At 63.2% G+C, this 26,473-nt stretch carries 26 protein-coding genes and 1 pseudogene; 18 read left to right on the top strand and 9 right to left on the bottom strand.

Translation table 11 applies throughout. From position 1 onward, the window contains the following. The 4 genes and pseudogenes from QMG84_RS07285 to QMG84_RS07270 all read left to right on the top strand — a co-directional run. Positions 1-993 (top strand): N-acetylmuramidase family protein, encoded by a 993-nt coding sequence (locus tag QMG84_RS07285; RefSeq protein WP_281931460.1) that lies wholly within the window; start codon positions 1-3, stop codon positions 991-993. 3 nt (positions 994-996) lie between these two features. After that, positions 997-1,242: a hypothetical protein gene (locus QMG84_RS07280; RefSeq protein WP_281931459.1), complete on the top strand. Its 246-nt coding sequence runs from the start codon at positions 997-999 to the stop codon at positions 1,240-1,242. A gap of 177 nt (positions 1,243-1,419) precedes the next feature. Continuing rightward, entirely contained in the window at positions 1,420-2,067 is a 648-nt protein-coding gene (radC, locus tag QMG84_RS07275) for a RadC family protein (protein ID WP_281931457.1), read from the top strand. A 73-nt stretch (positions 2,068-2,140) separates the two neighbouring features. After that, positions 2,141-2,392, top strand: a pseudogene (locus QMG84_RS07270) (integrase core domain-containing protein); the annotation flags it as partial. A 195-nt stretch (positions 2,393-2,587) separates the two neighbouring features. On the opposite strand, the gene QMG84_RS07265 reads toward QMG84_RS07270, so the two are convergent. Further along, a complete protein-coding gene (locus QMG84_RS07265) occupies positions 2,588-4,780 on the bottom strand; it encodes a hypothetical protein (RefSeq protein WP_281931455.1) in 2,193 nt (730 codons plus the stop codon). A 439-nt stretch (positions 4,781-5,219) separates the two neighbouring features. Here QMG84_RS07265 and QMG84_RS07260 point away from each other — a divergent pair, with 439 nt between their 5' ends. The 8 genes from QMG84_RS07260 to QMG84_RS07225 all read left to right on the top strand — a co-directional run bounded on the left by QMG84_RS07260 (position 5,220) and on the right by QMG84_RS07225 (position 13,508). After that, positions 5,220-5,510, top strand: a complete 291-nt coding sequence (locus tag QMG84_RS07260; protein WP_202072603.1) for a YARHG domain-containing protein — start codon at positions 5,220-5,222, stop codon at positions 5,508-5,510. Next, positions 5,497-5,940 (top strand): hypothetical protein, encoded by a 444-nt coding sequence (locus tag QMG84_RS07255; protein WP_281931454.1) that lies wholly within the window; start codon positions 5,497-5,499, stop codon positions 5,938-5,940. Before QMG84_RS07260 ends, QMG84_RS07255 begins: the two co-directional genes overlap by 14 nt. Positions 5,941-6,320: 380 nt before the next feature. Further along, positions 6,321-6,743, top strand: a complete 423-nt coding sequence (locus tag QMG84_RS07250) for a group II truncated hemoglobin (RefSeq protein ID WP_281931453.1) — start codon at positions 6,321-6,323, stop codon at positions 6,741-6,743. A gap of 250 nt (positions 6,744-6,993) precedes the next feature. Continuing rightward, complete coding sequence (locus tag QMG84_RS07245) at positions 6,994-7,722, top strand: YkgJ family cysteine cluster protein (protein WP_281931452.1); 729 nt, start codon at positions 6,994-6,996, stop codon at positions 7,720-7,722. A 148-nt stretch (positions 7,723-7,870) separates the two neighbouring features. After that, positions 7,871-8,812, top strand: coding sequence for an NADH-quinone oxidoreductase subunit B family protein (locus QMG84_RS07240; protein WP_281931451.1), 942 nt, complete (start codon positions 7,871-7,873; stop codon positions 8,810-8,812). A gap of 1 nt (position 8,813) precedes the next feature. Next, on the top strand, positions 8,814-10,331 hold the full coding sequence (locus QMG84_RS07235) for a nickel-dependent hydrogenase large subunit (RefSeq protein ID WP_281931449.1): 1,518 nt from the start codon (positions 8,814-8,816) through the stop codon (positions 10,329-10,331). Then, a complete protein-coding gene (locus QMG84_RS07230) occupies positions 10,328-10,807 on the top strand; it encodes a hydrogenase maturation protease (RefSeq protein WP_281931448.1) in 480 nt (159 codons plus the stop codon). Before QMG84_RS07235 ends, QMG84_RS07230 begins: the two co-directional genes overlap by 4 nt. Next, entirely contained in the window at positions 10,800-13,508 is a 2,709-nt protein-coding gene (locus QMG84_RS07225) for a sensor domain-containing protein (RefSeq protein ID WP_281931446.1), read from the top strand. The genes QMG84_RS07230 and QMG84_RS07225 overlap by 8 nt, the downstream gene beginning before the upstream one ends. 254 nt (positions 13,509-13,762) lie before the next feature. On the opposite strand, the gene QMG84_RS07220 is transcribed toward QMG84_RS07225, so the two are convergent. Beyond that, on the bottom strand, positions 13,763-15,058 hold the full coding sequence (locus QMG84_RS07220) for an adenylosuccinate synthase (protein ID WP_281931445.1): 1,296 nt from the start codon (positions 15,056-15,058) through the stop codon (positions 13,763-13,765). Positions 15,059-15,245: 187 nt separating this feature from the next. Between QMG84_RS07220 and QMG84_RS07215 the strand changes: the two genes are divergently transcribed. Together QMG84_RS07215 and QMG84_RS07210 are read left to right on the top strand one after the other, a co-directional pair. Continuing rightward, complete coding sequence (locus QMG84_RS07215) at positions 15,246-15,695, top strand: DUF2892 domain-containing protein (protein WP_202072583.1); 450 nt, start codon at positions 15,246-15,248, stop codon at positions 15,693-15,695. A 134-nt stretch (positions 15,696-15,829) separates the two neighbouring features. Then, a complete protein-coding gene (locus QMG84_RS07210; RefSeq protein WP_281931443.1) occupies positions 15,830-16,051 on the top strand; it encodes an AbrB/MazE/SpoVT family DNA-binding domain-containing protein in 222 nt (73 codons plus the stop codon). 36 nt (positions 16,052-16,087) lie between these two features. Here QMG84_RS07210 and rlmH read toward each other — a convergent pair whose 3' ends face one another. The 3 genes from rlmH to QMG84_RS07195 form a co-directional block, all read right to left on the bottom strand. Beyond that, a complete protein-coding gene (rlmH, locus tag QMG84_RS07205) occupies positions 16,088-16,567 on the bottom strand; it encodes a 23S rRNA (pseudouridine(1915)-N(3))-methyltransferase RlmH (protein WP_281931442.1) in 480 nt (159 codons plus the stop codon). 18 nt (positions 16,568-16,585) lie between these two features. Beyond that, entirely contained in the window at positions 16,586-17,011 is a 426-nt protein-coding gene (gene rsfS / locus QMG84_RS07200; protein ID WP_202072579.1) for a ribosome silencing factor, read from the bottom strand. Positions 17,012-17,494: 483 nt separating this feature from the next. Next, entirely contained in the window at positions 17,495-18,466 is a 972-nt protein-coding gene (locus QMG84_RS07195) for a quinone oxidoreductase family protein (RefSeq protein ID WP_281931441.1), read from the bottom strand. Positions 18,467-18,647: 181 nt separating this feature from the next. On the opposite strand from QMG84_RS07195, the gene QMG84_RS07190 reads away from it, so the two are divergent. Then, entirely contained in the window at positions 18,648-19,901 is a 1,254-nt protein-coding gene (locus QMG84_RS07190; protein WP_281931440.1) for an FAD-dependent monooxygenase, read from the top strand. Positions 19,902-20,054: 153 nt separating this feature from the next. Here the strand turns inward: QMG84_RS07190 and QMG84_RS07185 are convergent, their stop codons facing one another. After that, positions 20,055-20,471, bottom strand: a complete 417-nt coding sequence (locus QMG84_RS07185) for a secondary thiamine-phosphate synthase enzyme YjbQ (RefSeq protein WP_281931438.1) — start codon at positions 20,469-20,471, stop codon at positions 20,055-20,057. Between the two features lie 110 nt (positions 20,472-20,581). Between QMG84_RS07185 and QMG84_RS07180 the strand changes: the two genes are divergently transcribed. Continuing rightward, complete coding sequence (locus QMG84_RS07180) at positions 20,582-21,286, top strand: Crp/Fnr family transcriptional regulator (protein WP_281931437.1); 705 nt, start codon at positions 20,582-20,584, stop codon at positions 21,284-21,286. Positions 21,287-21,304: 18 nt separating this feature from the next. On the opposite strand, the gene ppdK is transcribed toward QMG84_RS07180, so the two are convergent. Then, positions 21,305-23,983, bottom strand: coding sequence for a pyruvate, phosphate dikinase (gene ppdK / locus QMG84_RS07175; RefSeq protein ID WP_281931435.1), 2,679 nt, complete (start codon positions 23,981-23,983; stop codon positions 21,305-21,307). 382 nt (positions 23,984-24,365) lie between these two features. Between ppdK and QMG84_RS07170 the strand changes: the two genes are divergently transcribed. After that, positions 24,366-24,551, top strand: coding sequence for a DUF1192 domain-containing protein (locus tag QMG84_RS07170; protein ID WP_281931434.1), 186 nt, complete (start codon positions 24,366-24,368; stop codon positions 24,549-24,551). Between the two features lie 70 nt (positions 24,552-24,621). On the opposite strand, the gene nusB is transcribed toward QMG84_RS07170, so the two are convergent. Beyond that, the gene (gene nusB / locus QMG84_RS07165) at positions 24,622-25,074 is read right to left on the bottom strand and encodes a transcription antitermination factor NusB (protein ID WP_202072568.1); all 453 of its coding nucleotides are present in this window, start codon (positions 25,072-25,074) and stop codon (positions 24,622-24,624) included. Further along, the gene (gene ribH / locus QMG84_RS07160) at positions 25,071-25,553 is read right to left on the bottom strand and encodes a 6,7-dimethyl-8-ribityllumazine synthase (RefSeq protein WP_281931433.1); all 483 of its coding nucleotides are present in this window, start codon (positions 25,551-25,553) and stop codon (positions 25,071-25,073) included. The genes nusB and ribH overlap by 4 nt, the downstream gene beginning before the upstream one ends. Before the next feature lie 253 nt (positions 25,554-25,806). On the opposite strand from ribH, the gene rpmG reads away from it, so the two are divergent. Further along, a complete protein-coding gene (rpmG, locus tag QMG84_RS07155; protein WP_016918986.1) occupies positions 25,807-25,974 on the top strand; it encodes a 50S ribosomal protein L33 in 168 nt (55 codons plus the stop codon). The last annotated feature ends 499 nt before the right edge of the window (positions 25,975-26,473 follow it).

Here is a 26,473-nt window from a genome sequence, read left to right as displayed (position 1 = left end):
ATGGAATATTTCAAAGGCTCGGCGCGCCGCGCGACGGCGGCGGATTTCGAAGCGGCAGCGGCGCTCGCGCGCGTGAGCGTCGCGTGCATTCGCGCGGTCAATGACGTCGAGGCGCGCAACAGCGGCTATGACGCCAAGGGGCGGCCGATCATTCTTTTCGAGCCGCATAAATTCTGGAGCAATTTGCTCGCCGCGATGCGCAGAGATGGCGAGTTGAATGGCCCCGGCTCGAAGCTCCACCGCGCCGCCAAGGCGGGCCTCGCCTATCAGAATTGGGGCGAAAAGCCCTATCCGAAATCGAGCGACGGCAATTATGCACGCCTGGCGGCCGCGATCGAAATCGACGAAGAGGCGGCGTTCCGCTCTGTGTCGATTGGCCTTGGGCAGATCATGGGCGAGAATTACAAGGCTGCCGGCCATGAAAGCGCGCGCGCGATGTTCGAGGCCGCGAAGGAGAGCGAGGGCGAGCAGTTGCGCCAGATGGCGAGCTTTATCCTCACGCAGCGCTTGTCGGACAATCTACGCCGCAAGGATTGGGCAGGTTTCGCACGGCGCTACAATGGGCCCGGCTATGCCAAAAACCGTTATGACGAGCGCCTCGCCCGCGCCTATGAGAAATGGTTCGCTATCCTGGCGAAGCCCCGAGCGCAACTGACGGCGGCCGACCTGCACGCCGCCGGCTCGCGCACGATCGCCGCGACGGGCGAAGCAAAGGCGGCCGTGCAAGCGGTGACGGCCGCCGGCGCGACGGCGAGCGCCGCCATGACGCAGGCCGGCGACGTCGTCTCGCAAACGCAGGATTTGGCAGAGGGGTTGAGGGCCGGCGCGGGCTGGCTAGAGCTGGCTAAGAGCTATTGGCCTCTCTTGCTCGTTGTGCTGGCTACAATGGTCGCCGCCTATTTCGCGTGGCGCGTCTGGTGCGCGATGCACGCAGCGGAGGCCGCACGTCTCGACCAGGAGCGCAACGCCATGGCCAGCGCTGGACGAATTTGACCCATGCCGACGCCGCAATATCATCTGCAAAACCTGCTCGGCGGCATGCTGAGCACGACGAGTGATCGCGTGGCTTTTGCTGTCGCAGGCGTCGCCGGGTCGGCGCCGCTTTGGAAAGAGCAGGCTCGGGAAATCTCCGAGCTTGCAGCCCTCGTAGGGCCAATCCTTGCCGGCCTCTTCGTCATTTCGAAAATCATTCTGACCTGGGTCCAGATTTGGAAGGAAGCCCGCGTCCAACGGACTAACTGACGCAAATAGTTAAACTACAGCACCAACTTATAGAGCCACGACTTTCAGCCCCTCTCGCCTTTGTTGGAGGGGCTTTTTCGTTTTCTATACGTTCCCTCCCATTTTTGGGAGTTGACAGGCGAGCACGGCGAAGGCGACGCTGAAACGTCGTTTTTTATTTAATTGGGTGGAGTGATCATGTTTAGAGTCGATTCGGCGGCATTGGCCGAAGGAATGAGCGATTCCGAAATGCTCGAAAGTGTCCTTTCTGGCATCAAATCAAAGAAAAGGAGAAAGGAGGTCGTCAAGAGGTTGTTGGATCGCTTTGGAAGCTATGGTGATGTGGTTTGCGCGCATGTCGATCGGCTCCGCGAAGTCGAGGGGGTAGACGACAGGTCGATTTCAGCGCTGAAGGCCGTAGAAAAGAGCGCCAAACTCTTAGCGCGCGCTACATTGTTTTCGCGCAAAAAGATGGATTCCCTTTATACAGTCATGGAATACTGCAATACCGTGATGGCGCATGAAGACCGCGAGCAATTTCGCGCTTTGTTTCTCGATAACCAGAATGGCCTTATCGCCGATGAAGTGCTAAGCGTCGGCACGGTCGACCAAACGCCAGTCTATCCACGCGAGGTTTTGCGCCGTGCGCTGGAGCTTGGCGCGAGCGGGCTGATCCTCGCGCATAACCACCCGTCTGGCGATCCGACACCCTCGATGGCAGACATATGTAGGACCAACGAGCTAGTAGCCGCCGCGAAACTTTTCGGGATAGGTGTGCACGACCACCTGATCGTCGGCTGCCACGGTAACGCGAGCCTGAGAGGGCTCGGGTTTATTGGTCAGTGACTTAAGAGACCACAACACACTCTTGGGCATTTTCCGCGAATCGGCTTCGGTGCGGCGACGCCGCGCCGCCGCCGGCCGCATGCGCGACGAGCTTCTGAATGAAACGCTGCTCTTTCGGCCTCGACCACGCGCGGGCGAAGATCGGCGCGTGGGTCATCGGTGCCCGCATTCTTCACTCGGCTACGCGACGCCAGCAGAGAATGCGGCCAGTCTCACCGCAACAGGCGATCGGCTGCGCAACCCGGACCAGCTCCGCCGATCGCCCGTTGCTACATCTGCGCCCTCGGGCGTATCAAACGCAGGGACTCTAATTGCTGCTGGATGAAAGTTCGGGGGCAGGTCAAAGGGAGGAGCTACTCTTGTTCTTTGAGGATCTCCGCCGCAGTGGGGCGAAGCGCGGCGATGAGGAGGAACTGGGGTGGAACGAATTCCACCGATTTTCACCAACAGAATTGAATGGCGAAGCAGGCTTAGACTCAACACATGTTCAAGCCATCGCTTCCCAGCACCCGTCGCACCGTTAGTTCTGCAGCCAAGATGGGCATTCAGACAGCGCCGCGATTTGATTCCGAGTGAGACTTGGAGATGTCATCGGCGAGAAGTCTGGGTTCAAGCTATTTACAATCAATATTTGCCGAGGACGTATGTCGTTCTGCGTTTCGATATACTTAAGCTCTACGCCTTCATCCATAAGCGCGAACGCAACCTCTTTTAAGGCTTTGACCGGCGTATCAGGGCCACACCTCAGTGCATTTGAAAGCGTCCCCTCGTGGCCAGGCGCTACATAATATATCGGGGTGTAGGGGATAGATCGCTGCTGCAGCACATCTGAAATCTTAGTTCCATCTCTACGCTTTACGTAATATGCAACGGTAACGCCTGAAAAAACACTAGCCCCTTCTAGGGATGTATTGTCGACAGGCGCAGGACTCGTCGGCAAGCTGTATTGCGCCGCTGATACGTAAGGCTGAGTATCGCCAATATAGGAGAGAACCACAGTTGGTTTCTTATATTCAATTTCAGCGTCCTGGCCCAAAGCCCAGGTTAGCACCCACTTGTTTTTCAGAACGGGAATCGCCTCCATCTTTGGCAATTTGGATCCCTGCGTTATCAACGCGTTCTCGACACCTTCAGCTGACTTCGGATCGAGTCCGCTCCATTTTCCGACATACTGCTTTGGATCGATATCACCCGTATCAATCCTGGGTTTTCCGTTTTCATCATAGAGAATTTTGCCTTTGACGTCCCGGGCCCACGTTGTATTTGAAATGCAGTCCACGTCTCGGGCGGAGATACACTGAACCGCGTCATAAGCATCCTTGGCTTTCGCTGTATACTCCTTGAGCTTGTCAGGATCGATCCTGGGTTTTCCATTTTCATCGTACAGAATTTTGCCTTCCACGTCTCGCGCCCAGAGCGTGCCTGACATACACGCCAGGTCGCGGGCAGAGATACAGCGTGCGGTCTCATACACCTCCTTCGCCTCCGGCGAGTACGCCTTAAGCTTATCAGAACCGCCTTGTATTAGCACGGCTCCCGCAGATTTTAGGAAGCCGTCCTTTATTGCCTGCTCGTCGCCTCCGGCAGCGGCCACCGAGATACCTCCCGCAGCGCCAGACAGTGCGGCTTTCTTGATAATTTCGTCTGTTGTGCCCGAAGGCATTTTTGCGATTGAACTACCAGTCTGTGCTGTTACGGCAGCAAGTATGCCAGCACGGATAGCCATATCCGCGTTGCCTGTCCTTCGGTACGTCGACCAAGCTGCGTAGGCCGCTGCGCCGGCGGGGCCGCCATAAGCAGCCGCTGCTGTAGCGGCCGCCGCGTTGACGACTTCACTCTCCTGAGTTGCCTTTGCGAAGTTTTCTTCGCCTGATTTAGCTGGCTCGGTAGCTAACCCCCACATGGAATCGATGACTTTTCCTTCGCGCATTCGTTTTTCGGCGTTGCTAAACGTCATCGCATGCGCGTTGTTTTCATTCTCGACGAAGTGAACAACTGCTTGCCCGGCATCAACTATGTCTTTGAAGCTCCGCTTGCCTTGTTCACCTATGTCGCGCCACGCCTTGACATACGTGGCAGTGGCGTCACCTGCGGCCTTGTAGATTGTCTTTATACTGTCATCGCCAGCCTTCTGGACGGTGGCAATCGTATCCCCGCCTGCTTTCTGCAGGGCACGTATAGTGTCACCACTAGACTCTTTGACGGTGGTAAGCGTGTCGCCGCCAAGCTTTTCTACCTTGCGAGAGGCAGCTTGGCCTAACTTGTCTATCTCCGCCTGAATCGGTGCCGGTAGTGGAATAGGCGAAGTGGGAACCAATGACCCCGGCGGCGTGCCGCCTGTCGGAATAGGGATCTTGCAACCAATCCGAGGCACACACCAGCAAATCGTTGTCCCAGGGACACATTGCTCGTCATGACAATCGGGACAACTCGCAATCGCCGCGGTCGTGAAAAAAGTGGATAAGAGCGCGAGGACTGCAATCCAAAATTTGTTCGCAATGGGCATTCGGAACTCCCCTCCTCCTGCAATGCTGATTAAGAGAATACGCTTTTTTGTCTGGAATTCCAGCAAGCTGGCTTTAAAATCGCCCCTGGCAGCTGGACGCCTTCCGCGTTCCATTACGATCGGTGGAGGATCACGCAAAAGTAATCGTTGGCAGTTCGCAAATAGGCAGACACCCGCCTCGAAGGTTTCAACACCACGGTAGTTCATCGAAGAATTTAAAGCTGGGGCAGGGAGACGTTTAGGAGGGGCTCCGAATCCCGCATCCCGAACGAAAGAGCCTCGTTGGAGACGCGGTCCAAATGGTTTGGGGACCCGTCGGGAAAGACCTTTGGAATCAGTAGCAGCAAGATTGCCCAAACCTCCTGTCAAGCAGACGAAATTACTTATTTCCGCGCCTTCCCTAGGGAGCGCCAATTACCTTCTACATCTCCGCGCCGCGTGTGCGCCCGGCTTCGCGCAGGGCCGCGATCTCCTGTGGGCAATGCTCAAAACGGGCGAGATTTTCGAACCATTCGTTAGGCTCGCGTAATATACTGTTGCGCCGCCCAGTCATGCCCCCACAGGGCTGCGGCGAATAAAATGCTTTGAAAATATAAGGTTAAGCAGATCCTTTAGCTTCTCTTCGGGGGCGCATGAAGGAGCAAGAATGAAACAATTTTGGTTCTCTTGCGCGCGCGTGAGCTTTGCGGCCGTTGTCGCCGGGACGGCGCTCGTCGCAGCGCCGGCGAAAGCGCAGCATCCGTCTGAAATGTCTTGCGGCCAGCTCTGGTACGAGCGCAACAAAATTTATGCGCGCAACGGATATTGCTTCAAGACAGCGCGGGCCCGCGCCGAATTCGGCCCCGGCTGTTTCCCGCCCTATGGCGACCTGCGCGGATGGGAGCGTCGCAGGGTGAATGAAATCCAGATGTGGGAAAGCCGCAATGGCTGCAACTAGCGCGCTTTCCGCTCGCATGAAAATCGTGCGCGCGATCAGAAAGCGCGCCGGCGACTCTGCTTTTTTCAACCCCGTAACCGAGAGGATTTACATGAACGCTTACGCCAAAACGATGGCTGCGTCGCTTGTCGCGATCGCGGCGCTCGCCGCCAATCCGCTCACCGCCTCGGCCATGCCCGCGGCCTCGAAGGACGCGCTCGCGCAGTCGAACGACTCTGCGGGGCTGCAGCAGGCTCATGCAGTCTGGGTCTGCCGCTACGGCCGCTGCTGGTGGAGCCATTCCGGCCATTACCACGGCGGCTATGGCTGGGGCGGCGGTTACGGCTGGGGCCACCACGGCGGCTGGGGTCATCATGGCGGGTGGGGACATCACGGCGGGTGGGGTCATCACGGCGGCCATCACGGCGGCGGTCATCACGGCCATTGGTAATCGAACGCTGCACTCGCGCGCATGACCTCATGCGCGCGGAAAGCGCACAAGAGACACGGATCGAGACGACGCTCTCGATCCGTTTTGTTTTAGGAAAGCAAATTGCCCTCGTCTCCATCGCCTTCGCCGCCGCATGATCGTCGGGAGGGCCAACGAATAATATGCGTTCCGCTCGATTGGATTGCCGCCGTCATTGCGAGGAGGCGAGGCCGACGACGCAATCCAGGGCCGCATCGCCGCTCTGGATTGCTTCGCGTCGCGCGCGATGACGGGCTCTGGTCGGGCCTTCGGCTTGTCGGGAATGACAACCCGATGCGCGCTGTTCAACCGCAGATGCTATGAGGGCCTCGCCCTGGCGCCCATGTTGCTGGAAGTCGGAGATGACGACGAATAACGCTCAGAATGCGACCTTGTACGACCATATCGGCGGCGCCTCCACTGTCGACCAATTGGTGGAAGCGTTCTACCGCAACATGGACACGATGGAGGCGGCGCGGGGGATACGCGCCATGCATACGACAGACCTCGGTCCGACCAAGGCGATCCTGAAGCTCTATCTGACCGAATGGCTGGGCGGCCCCGCGAATTATTCGGCGAAACGCGGCCATCCGCGGCTCAGAATGCGTCACGCGCGTTTCCACATCGGCCCCGCGGAGCGCGACGCCTGGCTCATCTGCATGGACGCGGCGCTGGACGCGTGCATAACCGATCCGGCGGCGCGAGGGTCGATCGCGCAGGCGCTCGCCAAGCTCGCCGATTGGATGCGTAACGATCCCGACAACGCGCACGACAAAGCGCATTGACGCCGCGCCGCTCGCAACGGCGTCGCCGCGCCTAGAGTCCTGCCCTTGACCGCGCCGTCGAGCGTTGCGCGGCTCGGCGCCAGCTATTATCAGCAAGCGTCCAGCACCGGAATCCACTTCCCTGGCGCGCCGCGCAGGTCGTCGCCAAACTGGGATATAGGTTTTGCGGATGGACGAGAAAGCTGGAGCGCATTCCGCAAAAGTCTATCGAGTTTTGCGAAATGCGCTCTAACGACAGGGACTCGAAAACATGCGCAAGGACGGGCCCGCTTCCTTCTTCCGGGCGACAAGCCGGGCGTTCGGCGATACGGTCGCCGCGCGACGCAACCAGGCTGATCTCGTCGGCGCCCTTTGCGCGCAGGCTTTCGACCTTTTCGAGAAAAATGTCGTCATCCAGGCCGAAGGCGCGCCGGCGATCGCCTGTCATGGCGAATGCGCGGCGTGCTGCCGTCTTCGCGTCGTGGCGACGGCGCCCGAGGTTTTCCTGCTGGCCCGTTTCGTGGACGTCAACGCCCCGGCGTTCGAGGCGCGGGGGATCGACCTTCCGCGCCGCATCGGCGAGGCGGCGAATACGGTTGGAAGCCTGGATGAAGCCTCGCGCTTGGCGGCCAAGCATTATTGCCCGCTGATCGAGAAAGACCTCTGCCTCGCCTATCGGCTCCGCCCGCTTGCGTGCCGCGGTCATGCGGCGTTGGATAAGCTCGCCTGCATTTCGGCGGCCGACGGAGATGGAGACGAGGCGACCGTATCGACGCCGCATCTGGTCGTGCGCAGTCTCGTGCAAAACGCCATGATGAACGCCATGCGCCAGTCGGGCCTCGCCTGGGGTCTATACGAGATCACCAAAGCGCTGGAGATCGCCTTGCGGGCTCCCGCGGCGATCGAGTCCTGGCTCGGCGGCGAAGACCCTTTGTCTCCCGCGCTCATCGCCGAATTCGATCTCGGCGAGGCCGCCGCGCTTTTTGACGGGATCGCGTGATTTAAAAAACGGCGTTCGCTGGCGCCGGACAGCAACCGAACGGCCTTACTCAACCAAGCCGCGAATTTTAGGGCTAGCTAAACCATTCAAGAAGTCTCAAGCTTTTGAGCGCCTAATCGCGGCGTGCGCGTGATGGAGAGAGGCGCTCGTGAAAACCTTGTTCTGGTTGCAGACCGGGGCCTGCGGCGGCGACTCGCTTGCAATTCTGAGCGCTGAAGCGCCGAGCTTCGAGCAATTATTCGCCTCCTGCGGGATCGAGCTGCTCTGGCACCCCTCCCTCTCGCATGCGCCGATGAAGCGTTTCGACGCGCTGATCGAAAACATCGCGTCGGGCGCCCAAAAGCTCGACATCCTCTGCGTCGAGGGCAGCGTCGTCACCGCGCCGCGCGGCACCGGCCTTTACGACAGTTACCGGGGCCGGGCGCGTATGGAGATCACGCGCGCGCTCGCCCGGCGCGCAAACATCGTCGTCGCCATGGGCACGTGCGCCAGTTTTGGCGGCGTTCACGCGGCGAGCCCCAACCCCGCCGATTGCATCGGCCTGCAATTCGACCGGGAGACGCCGGGCGGCCTTTTGCCGGCGGACTGGCGCGCCGGTTCGGGCCTGCCGGTCATCAATATCGCCGGCTGCCCGGCCCATCCCCACGCCATGACCCAGACGCTGGAGGCGATCGCCCAGGACCTGCCGCTCGCCCTCGATCCGCTGAACCGGCCGAGCGCCTTTTTCAGCACGCTGGCGCATCAGGGCTGCACCCGGAACGAATACCACGAATATGACATCGAGGACTTGGAGCTCGGCGGTCGCGCCTGCCTGTTCTATAATCTGGGCTGCCAGGGCCCGCTGACCCAGGCGGTCTGCAACAGCGATCTTTGGAACGGCGTCAACAGCAAGACGCGGGCGGGCGTCCCCTGCTTCGGCTGCACGGCGCCCAATTTCCCGCGCGAAACGGACCTCTTCGCAACGGCGAAGATCGGCGACATTCCGCTGCGCCTGCCGGTCGGCGTCGAGCGCGCCCGCTACATGGCCTATAAGAATCTCGCCCGCGCCGCCGCGCCCGCGCGCGTCCGAAACAAGAAGATGGACGTTTGACATGGCGCGCGTCGAGCTCAATGTCAGCCTCAACCGCGTCGAGGGCGATCTCGAGCTCGCCGTGACGCTGGACGACGGCGTGGTGGCGGAAGCCCGCACCATCGGCACGATGTATCGCGGCTTCGAGCAGATTCTCATCGGCCGGGCGCCGCGCGACGCCCTTGTGATCACGCCGCGAGTCTGCGGCATTTGCGGAACCGCGCATCTTTATTCGTCGGCGCTCGCTTTGGAGCGCGCCTGGGGCGCCGTCCCGCCTCCCAACGCCACGCGCATCCGCAATCTCTGCCTGATGGCGGAAGGCATTCAGAACGATCTGCGCCAGACCTTTCTGTTCTTTACGCCGGACTTCTGCAATCCGCGCTACGCCGCCGAACCCTGGTTCGACGAAATGATGGCGGCCTTCGAGCCGTTTCGCGGCGCGATCTATCTCGAAACTCTCGCGGTGACGCGGAAGGTCGTGCAGATCGTGGCGCATTTCGGCGGACAGTGGCCGCATTCCTCCTATATGGCGCCCGGCGGCGTGACGCTTCCCGCCGATCTGCGCCGGATTTCCGCCTGCCGCGCCGTGCTGGACGACGCGCAACGCTGGTATGAGCAGCGCATCATCGGCGCGCCGCTCGAGCGCTGGCTGGCGCTCGACAAAGCGGAGGACTATTTCGCCTGGCTCGACGCGCCCGCCCATGCGGCGAGCGCGCTTGGCATGCTCAGCCGTTGCGTGCGCGCGCTGGGGCTTCATCGCTCGGCGGCGGGCGCCAAACATATGTTGAGCTACGGCGCCTGGCGCGATCCTGCGACGACCGACGCCGATGCAACTCTGTTGGCGTCGGGCTTTTACGACGGCGAGACGGGGGCCATTGCGCCTCTCGATCAGACCCAGATCAATGAGCATGTGCGCCATTCCTGGTTCCGGCACTATGAGGGCGGCAGGCATCCGTGGAACGGCGAAACCATCCCCAATTACGAGCCCGGCGGCGACCGCTACACATGGTCCAAGGCGCCGCGCTATGGCGACAAGGTCGTCCAGACCGGCCCGCTCGCGGAATTGCTTATCGGCGGCGATCCTTTGATCGCCTCGCTCAACGCTTTGGAGGGCGGCGGCGCCTGGTTGCGGCAATTCGCGCGGGCGCGGCGCATCGCCCATGAATTCTTGCATGCGCGGCGCATGCTCGACCAACTTGCCGCCGATCTCTCCGGCGAGCACTTCATTCCGCCCGCCAATGAAGCAGATGGCGACGGCTACGGCCTGATCATGGCGGCGCGTGGCGCGCTCGGCCACTGGATCAAGATCAAAGACGGCGTCATCGAAAAATATCAGATCGTCACGCCCACCGCCTGGAACGCCTCGCCCCGCGACAGCGCCGGCCAGCCCGGCCATTGGGAGCAGAGCCTGGTCGGCGTCGAGGTGCGCGACCCGGACGATCCGGTCGAGATCGGCCACATCATCCGCTCCCACGATCCCTGCCTGGTCTGCACGGTCCATATGCTGGACACTGGGAGGAAGGTTCATTTCAACGCATGAACCAGAGTCCTTCCATCATCCGGCGCCATATCGTCTGCTTCGGCAATCCGCTGCATGGCGACGACGGCTTCGGCCCGGCGGTCTATGAACGGCTGGCGGCGCGCGAGCGCCCGCCCGATCTGCGCCTGACGGAAGCTGGCGCGCCCGGCCCGGCGGCGCTGGCGCTCTTCGAGGACTGCGACGAAGTCGTCATCGTCGACGCCCTGGCGCCCGCAGGAAAGCCCGGCCGCGTGCATCGGCCCTCCCTCGCCATGATCATGGAAGAAGCGACGCCCGCAGCCCACGGGCTTGGCCTCGGCTATGTCCTGCGCGCGCTCGCCGCATTTCCCGAAACCTCCCCGGCCATTAAGATCATCGGGGCGGAAGTCGAGACTATTACGCCATTTCACATTGGGCTTTCAGAGCCGGTAGCGCGCGCCGTGGACGAGGTCGCCATGCTGCTCGGCGCCTATTTCGAGAATGACCGCCATGAGTGAAGACGCGCTCACACAAGAAGTGGAACGCCTGCGCGCCGAGGTCGAGTCGCTCCGCCTCGCCAACGCCGCCATTCAGGAGCAGATGAGCCTCGACGCCGCGCAGACGGACGAGATGCTGCGCACGATGGAGCTGCAGGCGGAGGCCCTGCAGGAGGCCAATCAGCGGCAGGCCAATCTGGCGACCTTCACCCAGCGCGTGATGGACACGTCCAGCGCCCTGCTGATCGTTCTCGGACCCGAGGGACGGATCGGCCAGGTCAATCGTCGCTTCTCCGTCGATCTATGCGCGCCGGAGGGAGAGATCGCGGAGCGCGTCCTCGACGAATGGCTGCCGCCGGAGGAAAGGCGCCGGCTCGAGCAATCGCTCCCCCGCCTGCCCTGGCCGGCGCATTCGCCATTGTTCGAGCGCGTGCGCGGCTCAGGCTCCTATGCGGCCGAACATCGGCTCCTCGCGAAAGACGGCCAGTATCGCTTCTACTGGCTGGAGGCGACCCTCCAGCACGACCCCAAGGGCAAGGAGGAAGGGGCTGTCGTCTGCGCCACCGACATCACCGCAATCAAGAAGCAACATGACGCGCTGCTCGACAGCGAGCGGGAGCTAAGGGAAGCGCAGCGCATCGCCCAAATCGGCCGCTGGGAAGTCGATCTGACCACGAATGAGGTGATCTATCGTTCCGAGGAAATGGCCCATATCTGCGAGACGAGCGCGCTGCCACGACGATACGACGATTGTCTCGCAATCATCCATCCCGAGGACCGCCAGGCGGTGGACGAAGCCTTCCAGGCGTCGATCCGCGACCGTCGCCTTTTCAACGCAAGCTGCCGCCTCCGTCTCTCGGGCGGCAGGATAAAATGGGCGCAGCTCCGGGGCGTGACGCTCTGCGACGAAAACGGAAGACCAGTACGGGCGAACGGAACCCTGCAGGACGTCACCGCCCAGCGGCAGACCGACGAGCAGTTGAGCCTGGCGGCCAGCGTTTTCGAAACCAGCCTGAACGGCGTGGTGATCACCGACGCAGAGGCGCGGATCATCAAGGTCAATCCCGCGTTCAGCCGTATTCTCGGTTACGCCCCCGACGACGTCATCGGCAAGAGAACGAATATCTTCAGATCGAAACGGCATAGCGCCGCCTTCTTCAAGCAGCTTTGGAGCAAGCTGAAGAGCGAGGGCGAATGGCACGGCGAAATCTGGGATCGCCGCAAGGACGGCGACAGCATCCCGCTTTGGCAGAATATTTCGGCGGTGCGCGGCGGCGACGGCAGCGTGAAGAACTACATCAGCGTCTTCTACGATCTGACCGAGCAGAAGCGTTCGGCGGCGCATATCCACCATTTGGCCTATTACGACTCCCTCACCGATCTTCCCAACCGCCAGCTCTTCAACGAACGCTGCGAGCAGGCCACGAAATTGGCTCATCGGACCGGGAGAAAAATGTGTCTGCTCTTTCTCGACCTCGATCGGTTCAAATATATCAATGACAGCCTGGGCCACCCCATCGGCGACGAGCTTTTGCGCGCCGTCGCGCGGCGGTTGATGCAGAACCTGCGGCAGGGCGCCATGATCGCCCGTTTGGGCGGCGACGAATTCGTCGTGCTGCTGCAAAACACCCAAGGTCCGGAGGACGGCCAGGAGGTCGCCCACAAGATCATCGCGGTTTTATCCAGCCCCTTCATCGTGCAAGGCCATCGGCTGGAGGTCGGCGCGTCGATCGGCCTGAGCTGCTATCCTGGCGACGGCGAAGACTCTGCGACGCTGATCAAGAACGCCGATCTCGCGATGTATCAAGCCAAGGAGGAAGGGCGCGGCAAATATCTGTTCTACAGATCGCATCTGACCGATCAGGCGCAGGAGCGGCAATTCCTGGAAGGCGAGCTGCGCAAGGCGCTGGAACAGGGCGAGCTGTTCCTGAACTATCAGCCGCAAGTCGATCTGGCCGACGGAAGACTCGTCGGCTCCGAGGCGCTCTTGCGCTGGCGCCACCCCGAGCGCGGGATCATTCCGCCCGATAAATTCATTCCCATCGCCGAAGAGACGAGCCTGATAACGCAGCTCGGCGAATGGGCGCTGCGCGCCGCCTGCCGCCAGGCAATGGAATGGATGCGCAAGGGATTGGGGCTGCATCGCATCGCCGTGAATATTTCCGGCGTGCAGATCGAGCGCTCGGATCTCGTCGGCCTCGTGGCGGATGTCCTGGTCGAGACGGGATTGCCGTCCAAATTTCTCGAGCTAGAGATCACCGAGACCTATGTCATGCGGCAAGCCCAGAAGAACGTGAAAGTTCTCGACGGGCTTCGCTCTTGCGGCGTATCGCTGGCGATCGACGATTTCGGAACGGGGCAATCCTCCCTGGCCTATCTGAAACGCCTGCCCGTCAATAAGCTGAAGATCGACCGCTCCTTCGTCTCCGATCTTCCCAGCGGCGAGAATGAAGCGGCGATCACCCGCGCGATCGTCGCGCTGGGCCACAGCCTGCATCTGAAAGTCCTGGCGGAGGGAATCGAAACTGCGGCTCAAGCCGAGTTTTTGAAGGGTTTAGGCTGCGAGGAAGCGCAGGGCTTTCTGTTCAGCCGCCCGCTCGACGCCGCGGGCATGGAAGCGCTGCTCACGCAACATGGCGCGCCTGCCCCGCTGACCCAGCTCCTGCCGCGCACCGGCCCGGCCGGTGAAAAGCCCGGCGGGCGCCACCGGCGCCGGGCTTAACGCGCCTTCCGCTCGCGCATGTCATGCCCCACGCTCGCGAAGCGAGCGATCGGGAATCGAGGGCACATGAGCGCGGTTTTGCCCAGAGCCCGTCCTTGCGAGCGAAGCGAAGCAAGCCAAGGCGGCGATACGGCTCTGGATTGCTTCGTCGCTGCGCTCCTCGCAATGACGGCGGTGATTTCTTGCCTGTCCAAACGGCGCGAGCGTCGGCCGGAAATGACACTCCCCAATGCGAGCCGCTCAAGCCGATGTCGTCAATCCTGGAAAGGATTATGCACCAGTATGGTGTCGTCGCGCTCGGGGCTGGTCGAGAGCAACGCCACGGGCGCGCCGATCAGCTCCTCGATGCGGCGGACATATTTGATCGCCTGCGCCGGAAGCTCCGCCCAGCTACGCGCGCCGCTCGTCGTCTCCTTCCAGCCGGGGAAGCTTTCATAGACGGGCGTCACCCGCGCCTGCGCCGACTGCGAGGCCGGCAGGCGGTCGATGCGCTTGCCGTCGAGCATATAATGCGTGCAGATCTTGATCTCGTCGAAGCCGTCGAGAATATCGAGCTTGGTGAGCGCGATGCCGTTGATGCCGGAGGTCTTCACCGCCTGCCGCGTCAGCACGGCGTCGAACCAGCCGCAGCGCCGGCGCCGGCCCGTATTGGTGCCGAATTCATGGCCGCGGTCGCCGATCAGCTCGCCAATGCTGTCGGTCAGTTCGGTCGGGAACGGCCCGCCGCCGACGCGCGTCGTATACGCCTTGGCGATGCCGAGCACATAGCCGATCGACCCCGGCCCCAGCCCCGAGCCGCTCGCCGCCGAAGCCGCGACGGTGTTGGAGGAGGTGACATAGGGATAGGTGCCGTGGTCGACGTCGAGCAGCACGCCCTGCGCGCCCTCGAACAGGATGCGCTTGCCGGCGCGGCGCTGATCGTCGAGCAGGTCCCACACCGCGTCCATGAAGGGCAGGATTTTCGGCGCGACCGAGAGCAGCTCCTCGCGCAGCGTCTGCGGCGCGACTTCCGGTAGGCCGAGGCCCCGGCGCAGCGGATTGTGATGGGCGAGAACGCGCTCGATCTTGTCGTCGAGCGTATCCGGCTCGGCGAGGTCCATCAGGCGGATGGCGCGGCGGCCGACCTTGTCCTCATAGGCGGGGCCGATGCCGCGCTTGGTGGTGCCGATCTTGGCGCCGCCGCCGGAGGCTTCCTCGCGGTGAGCGTCGAGTTCGCGATGCAGCGACAGGATGAGCGGCGCGTTTTCGGCGACCTTGAAATTCTCCGGCGTGATCGCGACGCCCTGCGCCCGCAGCCGCTCGATCTCGCCCACGAGGAAGTGTGGATCGACCACGACGCCATTGCCGATGACCGAGAGCTTGCCCGGCCGGACGATGCCGGAGGGCAGCAGCGCGAGCTTATAGGTCGTGCTGTCGATGACAAGCGTATGGCCGGCGTTGTGGCCGCCCTGGAAGCGCACGACGACATCCGCCTCCAGCGACAGCCAGTCGACGATCTTGCCCTTGCCCTCGTCGCCCCATTGGGCGCCGACCACCGCCACATTCGCCATGATCTTGTCTTCACGCTTCTTAAAACGGCAAAAGCCCCACGCGGTAACGCGAAGGGCTCGTTACGGGTGAGGTTTAGCGCAGGACGGCGGGGCGGTAAAGACCGTAATCCCCGCGCCGCCGACGGTCCGCCCGAGGGAACTTCGCGGCGGCTCGCCGGTTGGCGCTTGGTCAGGAGAGGTCCTCGCCATGGCCACAGCCGCAGCCGTCGATCGCGTCCAGAACCACACGAGCGAAGCCGTCAACCGCATGATCCACGAGGCGATGACGGAGCGGCTCGTCTATTTCGCGCTGCATCCCGGCAAGATCGACGAGCGCATCGACGAGCTCGATCGCGAATGGGACGTCGAGCGCGCGCTCGAAGCCAACGCCTCGACGCTGGCCCTCGCGGGTCTCGCGGCGGGGATCGTCGCCGACCGCCGCTGGCTCGCCCTGCCGGTCTTCGTCGCCGGCTTCCTGTTCCAGCACGCCGTCCAGGGCTGGTGTCCGCCGCTGCCGCTGCTGCGCCGGCTGGGCTTCCGCACCCAGCATGAGATCGACCAGGAACGCTATGCGCTGAAAGCCTTGCGCGGCGATTTCCAGAAAGTAGAGCAGGCCATGGGCCGGCTGCAGAAGACGATGCATGAGCAGCGGGTGTAGGGGGCTACCATCCGTCATTGCGAGCGAAGCGAAGCAATCCAGGGCAGCAATGTGGCTCTGGATTGCTTCGTCGCTTTGCTCCTCGCAATGACGGCCACCCGGTATTACAAAACATTCTTATTGTTGAGAGCGCGATGACGAAGCTGAAACTCATCCCAATCGGAACGTCTACCGGCGTCGTCCTGCCTAAGGAGATGCTTACGCGGATGAACGTCGGAAAGGGCAATACACTTTACGCCATCGAGGCTGCGGACGGCGGCTATCTACTGACGCCCTACGACCCAAAGAAGATCGAGAAGGCGGACGAGATTATGCGGCGCTATCGCAACACACTGCGCGCGTTGGCTAATAATTAAGCGCCTCTCGCTTGCATGACGAACGGCAAGCCCGCCTCACGCCCGATGATAGGGGTGGCCCGATAAAATCGTCGTCGCCCGGTAAATCTGCTCAGCCGCCAGTATGCGAACAATCTGATGCGGCAGCGTCATCGCGCCAAAGGAAAACACCGCCGTCGCCCGCGCCCGTACGCGAGCATCGAGCCCCTCCGAGCCGCCGATCGCGAACCACATGGCCTTGCGCCCGGCGTCGCGCTCGCGGCCGATGAAGGCGGCGAAAGCCGCGCTATCCGCCGCCTTGCCGCGCTCGTCGAAGACGATGAGCGCCGAATCCTCAGGCAGCAGCGCGAGCATCTCCTCGCCCTCGCGCGCCATGCGCTCGGCCGGGCTCTTGGCTTTGCTTTCGTCGATTTCCTTGAGGTCGAGGCCGTCGAGCCCGATGCGCCGCAGCGCAGCGATGCGCTCGGCGTAACGCGCGTAAATCTCGCGCTCGGGGCCGGCTTTCAACCGGCCCACGCAAATAATGCCCAATCGCACGGTCGCCGGTCTATCGTGTCAGACCAGCCGCATCTCCACCGGGCGATCGCCGCCCCACATTTTCTCGAGGTTGTAGAACTGGCGCACCTCGGGACGGAAAATGTGGACGATGATGTCGCCGGCGTCGATCAGCACCCAGTCGCACTGGGGCAGGCCCTCGACGCGCGCCGAAACGCCCGCCGCCTTGAAGGCCTTGATCGCCTTGTCGGCGATGGCGCCGACATGCACGGTCGAGCGGCCCGTCGCGATGATCATTTCATCGGCGAGCGCCGTCTTTCCGCGCAGATCGATGGAGATGATGTCCTCGGCCTTTGTCTCGTCCAGGGCGTTGAGGACATTTTGCACGATCGAGCCGCCAAGCGGCGCTCGCGCGCCGATCTTCGGCTGGGAGACGGTGACGCCCGCTCCCGGATGAACACTTGTCGACAGCGTTGCAACCCTCATGCTTCACGGCCAATTTCCGGCCGCGCCAAGAGGATGGGACTCTTTGTCCCGGATTGCAACATGAAAGCGGCCCGGCTGCCGCGCGGGAGCCGAAAAAAACCCGGCGTCGACGGCCGGGTCTTTGAGGCGGTTCGGGCTAATCGAGAGGTGGGAGGAACCTCAAAGCCGGAACATATTCAAGATAGCCCATTTTGGGGAAAATGCTCGCGCCTTTTTCGTCGCAGGCTCGAGCTGGAGCGCCAAAAACCCCGGTTTTCCACTGGATTTTTCAACGCCCAACGACCCGATGCCCACTAGAAACGAGCATGATTTCAAAATGTTGTGAGCAATTTACAACCGACTCCGTTTCGCGCGTGGCCAATCGGCAACACAAGCATGAATTGTAATTCGGAAGTCATCCGATCGGGCTAGGAACCCCCGAATCACTCGATTGGACCGGCAGCTCCGGATTTCCCACGGCGCGCCATTCAAACAGGAATGGCGTCAGGGAATCAGCACCATCGATCCCGCCGTCTGGCGCGATTCGAGCGCCGCATGGACCTGCGCCGCCTCCGCCAGCGGAAAGCTTTGCGGCGGCTCGATCGTCAGATGGCCCCGCTTGATGGCGTGGAACATGTCCTCGGCCATATCCTCATAGTCGCGGCGCTTGGCGATATGGTCGAACAGCGAGGGCCGGGTCGCAAAGAGCGAGCCTTTCTGCGTCAACAGCCCGATGTCGAAGCTCTCGATCGGCCCGGAGGCCGAGCCGAAGCTCACGAACAAGCCGAAGGGCGCGAGACAGTCGAGCGAAGCCGGGAAGGTCGCGCGTCCGACGCCGTCATAGACGACGTCGCATAATTTGCCCTTGGTGATCTCCTTCACGCGCTCCTCGAATTTCTCGGTGCGGTAAAGAATGGCGTCCCGCGCGCCGGCTTTGAGAGCGATCTCCGCCTTGTCGGGCGAGCCCACAGTGGCGATGACCTTGGCCCCGAGCGCGTCCGCCCATTGGCACAGAAGCTGGCCGACGCCGCCCGCCCCGGCATGCACCAGCACGCGATGGCCCTTCTTCACCCGGAAGGTGCGGCGCAGGAGATATTGCGCGGTGAGGCCCTTGAGCATCACCACGGCGCCCTGCTCATAGCTCACCGACTTCGGCAGATGGATCACCGAATCGGCGGCGATGTTGCGCGCCTCGCTGTAGCCGCCGAGCGCGCCCACATAGGCGACGCGGTCGCCTTCCTCGAAATCCGTCACGCCCTCGCCGACCGCGACAATCTGCCCCGCCCCTTCATGGCCGGGAATGAAAGGATATTGCGCCGGATACGCTCCCGTCCGGCGATAGATGTCGATAAAGTTCACGCCGATGGCGCGATGGCGAATCTGCACCTCGCCCGGCCCCGGGGCCGGCAGGTCCACCTCTTCGAGCTGCAGCGCCTCGGGGCCGCCCGGGTGGTGCACGCGAATCGCCTTGACCATCGAAACCTCCACTCGCCAATGCAAACGGCGGGAAAAACCGGGGAGACCGTCCCGCCTGTCGCCCCATTTACCGCCCAAACTCGCAAAGCTCAAAGCCGCAACCTTAGGCGCGCGCAACCGCCCTCGCCCTTGCGCGCCTCCCCCTATATAGAGAGCGCGAAGATCAAGGAGATCATGAGCGATGACCCAGCCTTCCGCGCCGACCGGCGAGACGACGAAGACCGATATTCTCGTGGCCGGCGCCGGCTCGACCGGGCTCGCGGCGGCGCTGGCCTTTGCGCGCTCGGGGCTCAAGACGGCGCTGGTCGGCCGCATTCCGCCGCCCCTGCCCGGCCGCACCATCGCGCTCTTCGAGGCCTCCGTCCGCTTCCTCGACGCGCTCGGCGCGTTGGAGCGGGTGAAGGCGCTTGCCTGCCCGATCGAGGGCATCCGCATGATCGACGACACGGATCAGCTCTTCCCCGTGCCGGAGCTGACGCTGCGCGCGAGCGAGATCGACCTGCCGGCGCTGGGCGTCAATATCTCCAACGATGAGCTGGTCGGCGTGCTGCTCGACCTCGTGCGCGCGTCTCCGGAGATCCAGTTCATCGACGCCGACATCGCCGATTATGAGGTCAATGGCGCTTGCGCCGCCGCCCTTCTCGCCGACGGACGGCGGCTGGAGGCGGATTTCATCGTCGCCGCCGACGGCCGCAACAGCCGCGCGCGCGCCGTCGCCGGCATCGACGTGAAAGAGTGGACCTATCCGCAGGTCGCGCTCACCATGATGCTGCGGCACGAATTCCCGCACGACAATATTTCGACCGAGTGGCATACGCGCTCGGGCCCCTTCACGCTGGTGCCGCTGCCCCCGCGCGACGACGCGCCGCATCGCTCGAGCCTCGTCTGGCTGATGAGCGTCGACGACGCGCGCCGCCGCCTCGCCAAGCCGCGCGAGGAGCTGGAATATGAGATCGAGGACTACGCCAAGTCCGAGTTCGGCGCGATGAAGATCGAAAGCGACATCGGCCAGTTCCGCATGGGCGGGATGCAGGTGTCGCAGCACGCCAAAGGGCGCCTGGCGCTCGTCGGCGAGACCTGCCACATCTTCCCGCCGATCGGTGCGCAGGGGTTGAACCTCAGCCTGCGCGACGTCGCCGATCTCGAAGACTGCCTTGCGAGCGTCGATCTGCGCAACGAGCGCGAGCTGTCGCGCGCGCTTGTCCGCTACGACAGGCACCGCCGCGCCGACATCGGCTTCCGCACCAATGGCGTCGACGTGCTGAACCGCTCGCTCATCATTCCCTACCTGCCCGTCGATCTCTTCCGCGGCGCAAGCTTCATCGCCGTCGCGGCGCTCGGACCGTTGCGCCGCGCGGTGATCCGCGAGGGCGTGCTGCCGCATCTCGTGCTGCCCCGGATGATGCGCCACCCCGTGCGCGCACACGCAGGTTAAGCGCCGACTTGGAGCAATGTCATTCCCGACGCTCGCAACGCGAGCGATGGGGAATCCAGAGCAAAACCAGCGCTTTTGCGGCTCTGGATTCCCGGTCGGGCTTTCAGCCCGCCGGGAATGACACGTCCCCATGCGCGCCATTCGGAAATAGTGTCATTCCCCGATCGCATGCAAGGCGATCTCGCGCCGGTGCGGCCGCCGCCGGTGCTCGAAGAGGAAGGCGCCCTGCCACGTGCCGAGGGCCAGCGCGCCGCCGATAATCGGGATCGACAACTGCGTCTGCGTCAGCGCCGCGCGAATATGCGCGGGCATGTCGTCGGGGCCCTCAGTGTCATGCGCGTAATCCGCGCCCTCGGGCGCGAGCCGCGCGAAGACATTCTCCAGATCTCGCAAAACGCTCGGATCGGCGTTTTCCTGAATGAGAAGCGACGCCGAGGTGTGCCGGCAAAAGACCGTCAGCAGCCCCTCGCCCATGCGTGCGCTGCGCAAGAAATCCGCAAGCGCCGGCGTGAACTCGTGAAAGCCGCGCCCGCCTGTCTCAATTTTGAGGAGTCTCGTCGCCTGTCGCATGACGAGAGATGTGCGTAAGCGCGCGGGAAAGTCCAGCAGCCGAAGGCGTATGAACGCTTGTCTGCGGCCCACGCAACAGGTAAGCGCGGACGCAACCGCAAGGAGCGAGAATGTCCGACCTGATCGACGCCGTCACGACCTGGGCGACCTCCGACGCCGGCAAGGCCGCCGGAGGCGTCGCCTTAGCCGCCCTGGCCTGGGCGGAAGCCGCGACCGTTGTCGGCAGCGCCTATATGAAGCGCATGATTCCGTTGCGGATCACCGCCATGGTCTGCAATTGCCTCGGCTTGACCTACGGGCTGCTGACCGGAACCTTCCCGACCATCGCCAAGCATGCGATCAATCTGCCGCTCAACTTCTCACGCCTGCGGGAGATGCGCCGCCTGATCGACAGCGTGCGCGAAGCCAACGCCAACGATCTCAACATCGAATGGCTGAAGCCCTTCATGCACCCGGAGAGCCTGCCCGCGACGGACTTCATCTTCAAGAAGGGCGACGTCGGCGGCGAAGCCTATGTCGTGGTCGAAGGCCAGGTCGAGATCATCGAGCGCGGCGTGACGATCGGACCCGGCGCGCTCTTCGGCGAGATGGCGCTTTTCACCAAGACCGGCAAGCGCACGGCGAGCGCGCGTTGCGTCACGGACGTCCGCCTGCTGGCGATCACCTATGAGCAGTTCGAGCAGCTCTATTTTCAGAACCCGGAATTCGGACTTTATCTCGTGCGGCTGATCGTGCGCCGGTTCGAGGAAAACCACGTCGAAGACGATATGGCGGGAGCCCCTCTCCAACCCGCCGCCGCCCCCGAGCAGGTCTGACGAACGGCCGGACCGGCGCTACGCCGTGCCTTCCGCCGTCTTTCCCAAGGCCGCCTGCGCCGCGGCGAGCCGCGCGATCGGCACGCGGAAGGGCGAGCACGACACGTAATCGATGCCGATCTTCCCGAAGAAGGCGACCGACGCCGGATCGCCGCCATGCTCGCCGCAGACGCCGAGCGCAATGTCGGGGCGCGCGGCGCGCGCCCGCTGGCAGCCGAGCGCGACAAGCTCGCCGACGCCCTCCTGGTCGATCGACACGAAGGGATCGTGCGGCAGCACGCCCTTCTCGATATAGGCGCCGAGGAACGAGCCCGAATCGTCGCGGGAAATGCCAAGCGTCGTCTGTGTGAGGTCGTTGGTGCCGAAGGAGAAGAAATCGGCCGATGGCGCGATCTCCCCGGCCCGCAGCGCGGCGCGCGGCAGCTCGATCATTGTGCCGATGTGGTAGCGCGGGCGAAGGCCCGTCTCGTCCTCGACGAGCTTCGCCATGGCGTCGACGCGGGCGTTGACGAGATCGAGCTCGGCCCGCGAAAACACGAGCGGCGCCATGATCTCGATCTGCGCGGGCGCGCCAGTCGAGAGGCTCGCCTCGATCGCCGCCTCGAAGATGGCGCGCGCCTGCATATCGACGATCTCGGGGAACACCACCGCGAGACGCACGCCGCGAAAACCCAGCATCGGATTGAATTCGGAAAGCTGCAGCGCGCGGCGGCGCAGCTTCACGGGGTCTGCGCCCATGGCGCGCGCCACCTGCGCAAGCTCGCCGTCGGTGTGCGGCAAGAACTCGTGCAAGGGCGGATCGAGCAGGCGGATCGTCACCGGCAGCCCGGCCATGATCTCGAAGAGATGCTTGAAGTCCTCGCGCTGGATCGGCAGCAGCTTGGCGAGCGCCGCGCGCCGCCCCTCCGCGTCATCGGCCAGGATCATCTCGCGCACGGCGACGATACGCTCGCCCTCGAAGAACATATGCTCGGTGCGCGCGAGGCCGATGCCCTCGGCGCCGAAGCGGCGCGCCGCGCGCGCGTCCGACGGCGTCTCGGCGTTGGCCCGCACCTTGAGGCGGCGCACCTGATCGGCCCAGCCCATCAGCACGGCGAATTCGCCGGTAAGTTCGGGCCGCTGCATCTTCACTTCGCCGGCGATGACATGGCCGGCGGAGCCGTCGATCGTCAGCTTGTCGCCCTTCACGAAACGCTTGCCGGCGATGGTGAAGCATTGCTCCTCGTAATCGATGCGCAAGGCGCCGACGCCCGTCACGCAGGGCTTGCCCATGCCGCGCGCCACGACCGCCGCATGTGAGGTCATGCCGCCGCGCGCCGTCAGAATGCCCTCGGCGGCGTGCATCCCATGAATGTCTTCCGGGCTCGTCTCGGTGCGCACCAGAATGACCTTGCGCCCCGAGGCCGCGAAGGCCGCCGCTTCTTCCGGATTGAAGACGATCTCGCCGAAGGCCGCGCCCGGTGAGGCCGGCAGGCCGGTCGCCAGAATGTCGCGCCGGGCGGCAGGGTCGATCGTCGGATGCAATAGTTGATCGAGCGAGGTCGGCTCGACGCGCAGCAGCGCTTCTTCCCGCGTGATGAGGCCCTCTTTCGCCATATCGACCGCGAGCTTCAAGGCGGCGCGCGCCGTGCGCTTGCCGGCGCGCGTTTGCAGCATCCACAATTTGCCGCGCTCGATGGTGAACTCCATGTCCTGCATGTCGCGATAATGGCGTTCGAGACGAACGGCGACCTCAACGAATTCCGCGAAGACCTTGGGCATGGTCGCCTCGAGCGAAATCTTCTCGCCCGGCGAGGCGCGGCTCGCGACTTCGGTCAGCGGCTGCGGCGTGCGCAGGCCGGCGACGACGTCTTCGCCTTGAGCGTTCAGCAGATATTCGCCGTAGAGCTCCTTCACGCCGGTCGACGGATTGCGCGTGAAGGCGACGCCGGTCGCGGAATTGGCGTCGAGATTGCCAAACACCATGGCCTGCACATTGACGGCCGTGCCCCAGTTTTCCGGGATATTATGCAAATGGCGATAGACGATGGCGCGGTGGTTCATCCAGGAGGAAAAGACCGCCTTGATCGCGCCCCAGAGCTGCGCGCGCGGGTCCTGCGGGAAGGCGACGCCGGCATTGGCTTCGATGATGGCCTTGAACTGCTTCACCGCCGCGCGCCAATCATCGGCCGTCAACTGCGTGTCGAGCGTCAGCCCCTTGGATTCTTTCAGCTCCTCCAGCGCATCCTCGAAAATATGATGCTCGACGCCGAGCACGACCGAGGAATACATCTCGACGAAGCGCCGGTAGCAGTCCCAGGCGAAGCGCGCGTCGCCCGAGTAATTGGCGAGCGCCTCGACGGTCTCGTCGTTGAGGCCGAGATTGAGCACCGTATCCATCATGCCCGGCATGGAGGCGCGGGCGCCCGAGCGCACGGAGACGAGCAGCGGCCAATTGGGGTCGTCGAAAGCGTGGCCGGCGACGCGCCCGATCTCCGCGAGCGCGGCCTCGACCTGCGCCTCGAGATCGGCCGGAAAGCTGCGGCCTTTGGCGTAAAAATGGGCGCAGACCTCAGTGGTGATGGTGAAGCCCGGCGGAACAGGCAGCCCAAGGGCCGCCATTTCGGCGAGATTGGCGCCCTTGCCGCCCAGAAGGTCTCGCATGGCCGCCGAGCCCTCGGACGCGCCGCCGCCGAAACTGTAAACCCACTTCGTCATCGCTCTCGTCTTTCCGCCAATGACGGTCGAATGCTGGTCTTGGCCGCGGCCGGACGAACCCCGTTCGGCTTCGCGGGCGCACAATAGCAGATAGGCCTAAACAATTGTCGCGACGAGGGCTGATTTTTCGGCCCGCGCCCCAACCAGCCCCGCTGGGGCGCCGGTCTCCGATTTTTACTTACCGCGATTGCTTATCGCTCGCATGACCCAATGCGAGCGGAAAGCGCGCGAGCGCGGGGGAACGAGCCAACGAAACGCGGCGCATGCGCATTACTCCAGGAAATACATCCGCTTGGGCTATAATAGGCGCCCCGGCGCGCGTCACATTTCCATGCGCGCGCATCAGAGCTATTTTGTCGATTGACCCTCGAGAGGAAAGCTCATGACGGAAGACGACGCGCCCCGCCCCCGCCCCGCCTATGACGTCGGCCAGCCCCTCGAACTTTTGTCGATTGCGGAAATCGAGTCGCGAATTCTGATGCTGCAAGAAGAGATCGCCCGCCTCGAGGCGGCCGCGCAGGCCAAACGCGCAGCGACGTCCGCGGCCGAGGCGTTTTTCCGAAAATGACCGCCGGCGCGCCCTCTCCTTCGTGGGGAGATGGCCCGCGCCTAGCGGCCTTAGACGGCAGAAGGGGGGGCTACCCCATCTCCCCAGCCCGCTCTTCCCGCGCGACCTTATCGAGCACGGCGTTGACCATGCCCGATTCCGTCGGCCCGAAAAAGGCGCCGGCGACGTCGACATATTCCTTGATCACGGCGCGGGCCGGCACATCCTTCCGGGACCGCAGCTCATAGGCGCCGGCGCGCAAGGCGGCGCGCATCACGGCCTCGATGCGCGCCAGCGGCCAGCCGCCGGAAAGCACGCGGTCGATCTGCCGGTCGATCGCCACCTGATCCGTCAGCACGCCCTGCAGCACGTCGCGAAAGAACGTCAGCTCGGCGGGCTTATATTGCACGCCCTCGATCTCGCGGCCGATCCAATGGGCTTCGAATTCCGCGTAAATCTCGTTGAGGCCCTTACCCGCGACCTCCATCTGATAAAGCGCCTGCACGATAGCGAGACGCGCGGCGGAGCGTTGATCGAGGCTCATGCGAGGCTCCGCTTCAGGCGGATGAGGGACAATGCCGCGAGCGCCGCGTCGGCGCCCTTGTCGCCCTGTTTCGGATCGGCGCGCACAATCGCCTGTTCGTCATTTTCCACTGTGAGAATTCCATTCCCGAAGGGGAGCCGCCGCGCGACCGAAAGGTCGGTCAAGGCGCGCGAGCTTTCATTCGCCACGATTTCGAAGTGATAGGTCTCGCCGCGAATGACGCAGCCGAGCGCCACAAGACCATCATAGGGCGCGCCGGCTCGCTCGGCCGCGTCGAGCGCGATCGCGGCCGCGGTTGCGATTTCCAACGCGCCGGGCACGTCGATGACCGTCGCGTCAGCGCCGAGCCGCTCGATCGCCGCCAACGCGCCCTCGCGCAGCAAGCCGACGACGTCGGCGTTGAATCTGGCCGCGACGACGAGAATCCGCGCGCCCGGGACGGGCGCCGCGGCGATGTCGCCGGGTGCAAAACCTGCCATTGCCTGTAACTCCTTGGGCGGCGATGGATACACTTTTCGCTCACGCACCACCATAGGGGCGTGTTGTAGCAGGAGAGATTTTGGCGGTGGCGGCGGCGACGGAAGAACCCGTCTGTCACGCGATCGCCTTTCGGCCCCCGCCTATATAGCTTGACATCCCACGCGCCGCACGTATGTTGCGCGCCAATTCGTCGCCCGCCGCTCGCTGCGGCGGGGACGATTTTCTATTCTCACTCGAATCGGAACGAGCGCTATGGCCAAGTCCGCCATGATCAAGATCAAGCTCCTGTCCACGGCGGATACGGGCTATTTCTACGTCACCAAGAAGAACGCGCGCACCAAGACCGAGAAGCTCGCCTTCAAGAAATACGACCCCGTCGTGCGCAAGCATGTCGAGTTCAAGGAAACCAAGATCAAGTAAAGCGTCGGCGGCCACGCCGCCGCTCTTTATCGTCGCGAAATGGCCTCGCCGACAGCGGGGCCAATTTTTTTGGCCATAGGCACGAATCGACAACGCCCAACGATCGCCTTCCGGATGCGAAGAGACGAATCGGCTGAGACGAGTTGTCGAAAGAAGAACGCCTGATGCGACCGCCTTCATCCAACAGGATGAAGGCGGCCGACTGACAATGGCTTCAAGGAGGCCACTCCAACCATCGTCAGCCGGCCAACCCCACGGACCCAGGAGATGCGGCGGACCTGAGCACTCCGCAGGGTATTCGAGTTCTGCCGTTACGCATCGAACGCTTAACTTACGGCGTGGGCTTTATTGCTAGCCCTTGCGCCGCCGCCCGGCCACGTAATCCAGTTGGCGGGCATCAAGTTACCCCGGCTGCACAAAATTGCAACCGCCTGATATGGTTTTTCACAATGGGGCAATTTGAAAAATGAAAGACCGCGACGAACCGGCGCTTTTCCGC

Source organism: Methylocystis iwaonis, from assembly GCF_027925385.1.
Lineage (GTDB): Bacteria > Pseudomonadota > Alphaproteobacteria > Rhizobiales > Beijerinckiaceae > Methylocystis > Methylocystis iwaonis.
Note: the sequence above shows the minus strand (reverse complement) of the source record. Positions and strands in the feature narration are given on the sequence as shown.

Excerpts from the sequence above, each read along its gene's own strand:
- QMG84_RS07285 (WP_281931460.1), top strand. The coding sequence starts at position 1 with ATGGAATATTTCAAAGGCTCGGCGCGCCGCGCGACGGCGGCGGATTTC.
- QMG84_RS07280 (WP_281931459.1), top strand. The coding sequence starts at position 997 with ATGCCGACGCCGCAATATCATCTGCAAAACCTGCTCGGCGGCATGCTG.
- radC (WP_281931457.1), top strand. The coding sequence starts at position 1,420 with ATGTTTAGAGTCGATTCGGCGGCATTGGCCGAAGGAATGAGCGATTCC.
- QMG84_RS07265 (WP_281931455.1), bottom strand. The coding sequence starts at position 4,780 with ATGAACTACCGTGGTGTTGAAACCTTCGAGGCGGGTGTCTGCCTATTT.
- QMG84_RS07260 (WP_202072603.1), top strand. The coding sequence starts at position 5,220 with ATGAAACAATTTTGGTTCTCTTGCGCGCGCGTGAGCTTTGCGGCCGTT.
- QMG84_RS07255 (WP_281931454.1), top strand. The coding sequence starts at position 5,497 with ATGGCTGCAACTAGCGCGCTTTCCGCTCGCATGAAAATCGTGCGCGCG.
- QMG84_RS07250 (WP_281931453.1), top strand. The coding sequence starts at position 6,321 with ATGACGACGAATAACGCTCAGAATGCGACCTTGTACGACCATATCGGC.
- QMG84_RS07245 (WP_281931452.1), top strand. The coding sequence starts at position 6,994 with ATGCGCAAGGACGGGCCCGCTTCCTTCTTCCGGGCGACAAGCCGGGCG.
- QMG84_RS07235 (WP_281931449.1), top strand. The coding sequence starts at position 8,814 with ATGGCGCGCGTCGAGCTCAATGTCAGCCTCAACCGCGTCGAGGGCGAT.
- QMG84_RS07230 (WP_281931448.1), top strand. The coding sequence starts at position 10,328 with ATGAACCAGAGTCCTTCCATCATCCGGCGCCATATCGTCTGCTTCGGC.
- QMG84_RS07225 (WP_281931446.1), top strand. The coding sequence starts at position 10,800 with ATGAGTGAAGACGCGCTCACACAAGAAGTGGAACGCCTGCGCGCCGAG.
- QMG84_RS07220 (WP_281931445.1), bottom strand. The coding sequence starts at position 15,058 with ATGGCGAATGTGGCGGTGGTCGGCGCCCAATGGGGCGACGAGGGCAAG.
- QMG84_RS07215 (WP_202072583.1), top strand. The coding sequence starts at position 15,246 with ATGGCCACAGCCGCAGCCGTCGATCGCGTCCAGAACCACACGAGCGAA.
- QMG84_RS07210 (WP_281931443.1), top strand. The coding sequence starts at position 15,830 with ATGACGAAGCTGAAACTCATCCCAATCGGAACGTCTACCGGCGTCGTC.
- rsfS (WP_202072579.1), bottom strand. The coding sequence starts at position 17,011 with ATGAGGGTTGCAACGCTGTCGACAAGTGTTCATCCGGGAGCGGGCGTC.
- QMG84_RS07195 (WP_281931441.1), bottom strand. The coding sequence starts at position 18,466 with ATGGTCAAGGCGATTCGCGTGCACCACCCGGGCGGCCCCGAGGCGCTG.
- QMG84_RS07190 (WP_281931440.1), top strand. The coding sequence starts at position 18,648 with ATGACCCAGCCTTCCGCGCCGACCGGCGAGACGACGAAGACCGATATT.
- QMG84_RS07185 (WP_281931438.1), bottom strand. The coding sequence starts at position 20,471 with ATGCGACAGGCGACGAGACTCCTCAAAATTGAGACAGGCGGGCGCGGC.
- QMG84_RS07180 (WP_281931437.1), top strand. The coding sequence starts at position 20,582 with ATGTCCGACCTGATCGACGCCGTCACGACCTGGGCGACCTCCGACGCC.
- ppdK (WP_281931435.1), bottom strand. The coding sequence starts at position 23,983 with ATGACGAAGTGGGTTTACAGTTTCGGCGGCGGCGCGTCCGAGGGCTCG.
- QMG84_RS07170 (WP_281931434.1), top strand. The coding sequence starts at position 24,366 with ATGACGGAAGACGACGCGCCCCGCCCCCGCCCCGCCTATGACGTCGGC.
- nusB (WP_202072568.1), bottom strand. The coding sequence starts at position 25,074 with ATGAGCCTCGATCAACGCTCCGCCGCGCGTCTCGCTATCGTGCAGGCG.
- ribH (WP_281931433.1), bottom strand. The coding sequence starts at position 25,553 with ATGGCAGGTTTTGCACCCGGCGACATCGCCGCGGCGCCCGTCCCGGGC.
- rpmG (WP_016918986.1), top strand. The coding sequence starts at position 25,807 with ATGGCCAAGTCCGCCATGATCAAGATCAAGCTCCTGTCCACGGCGGAT.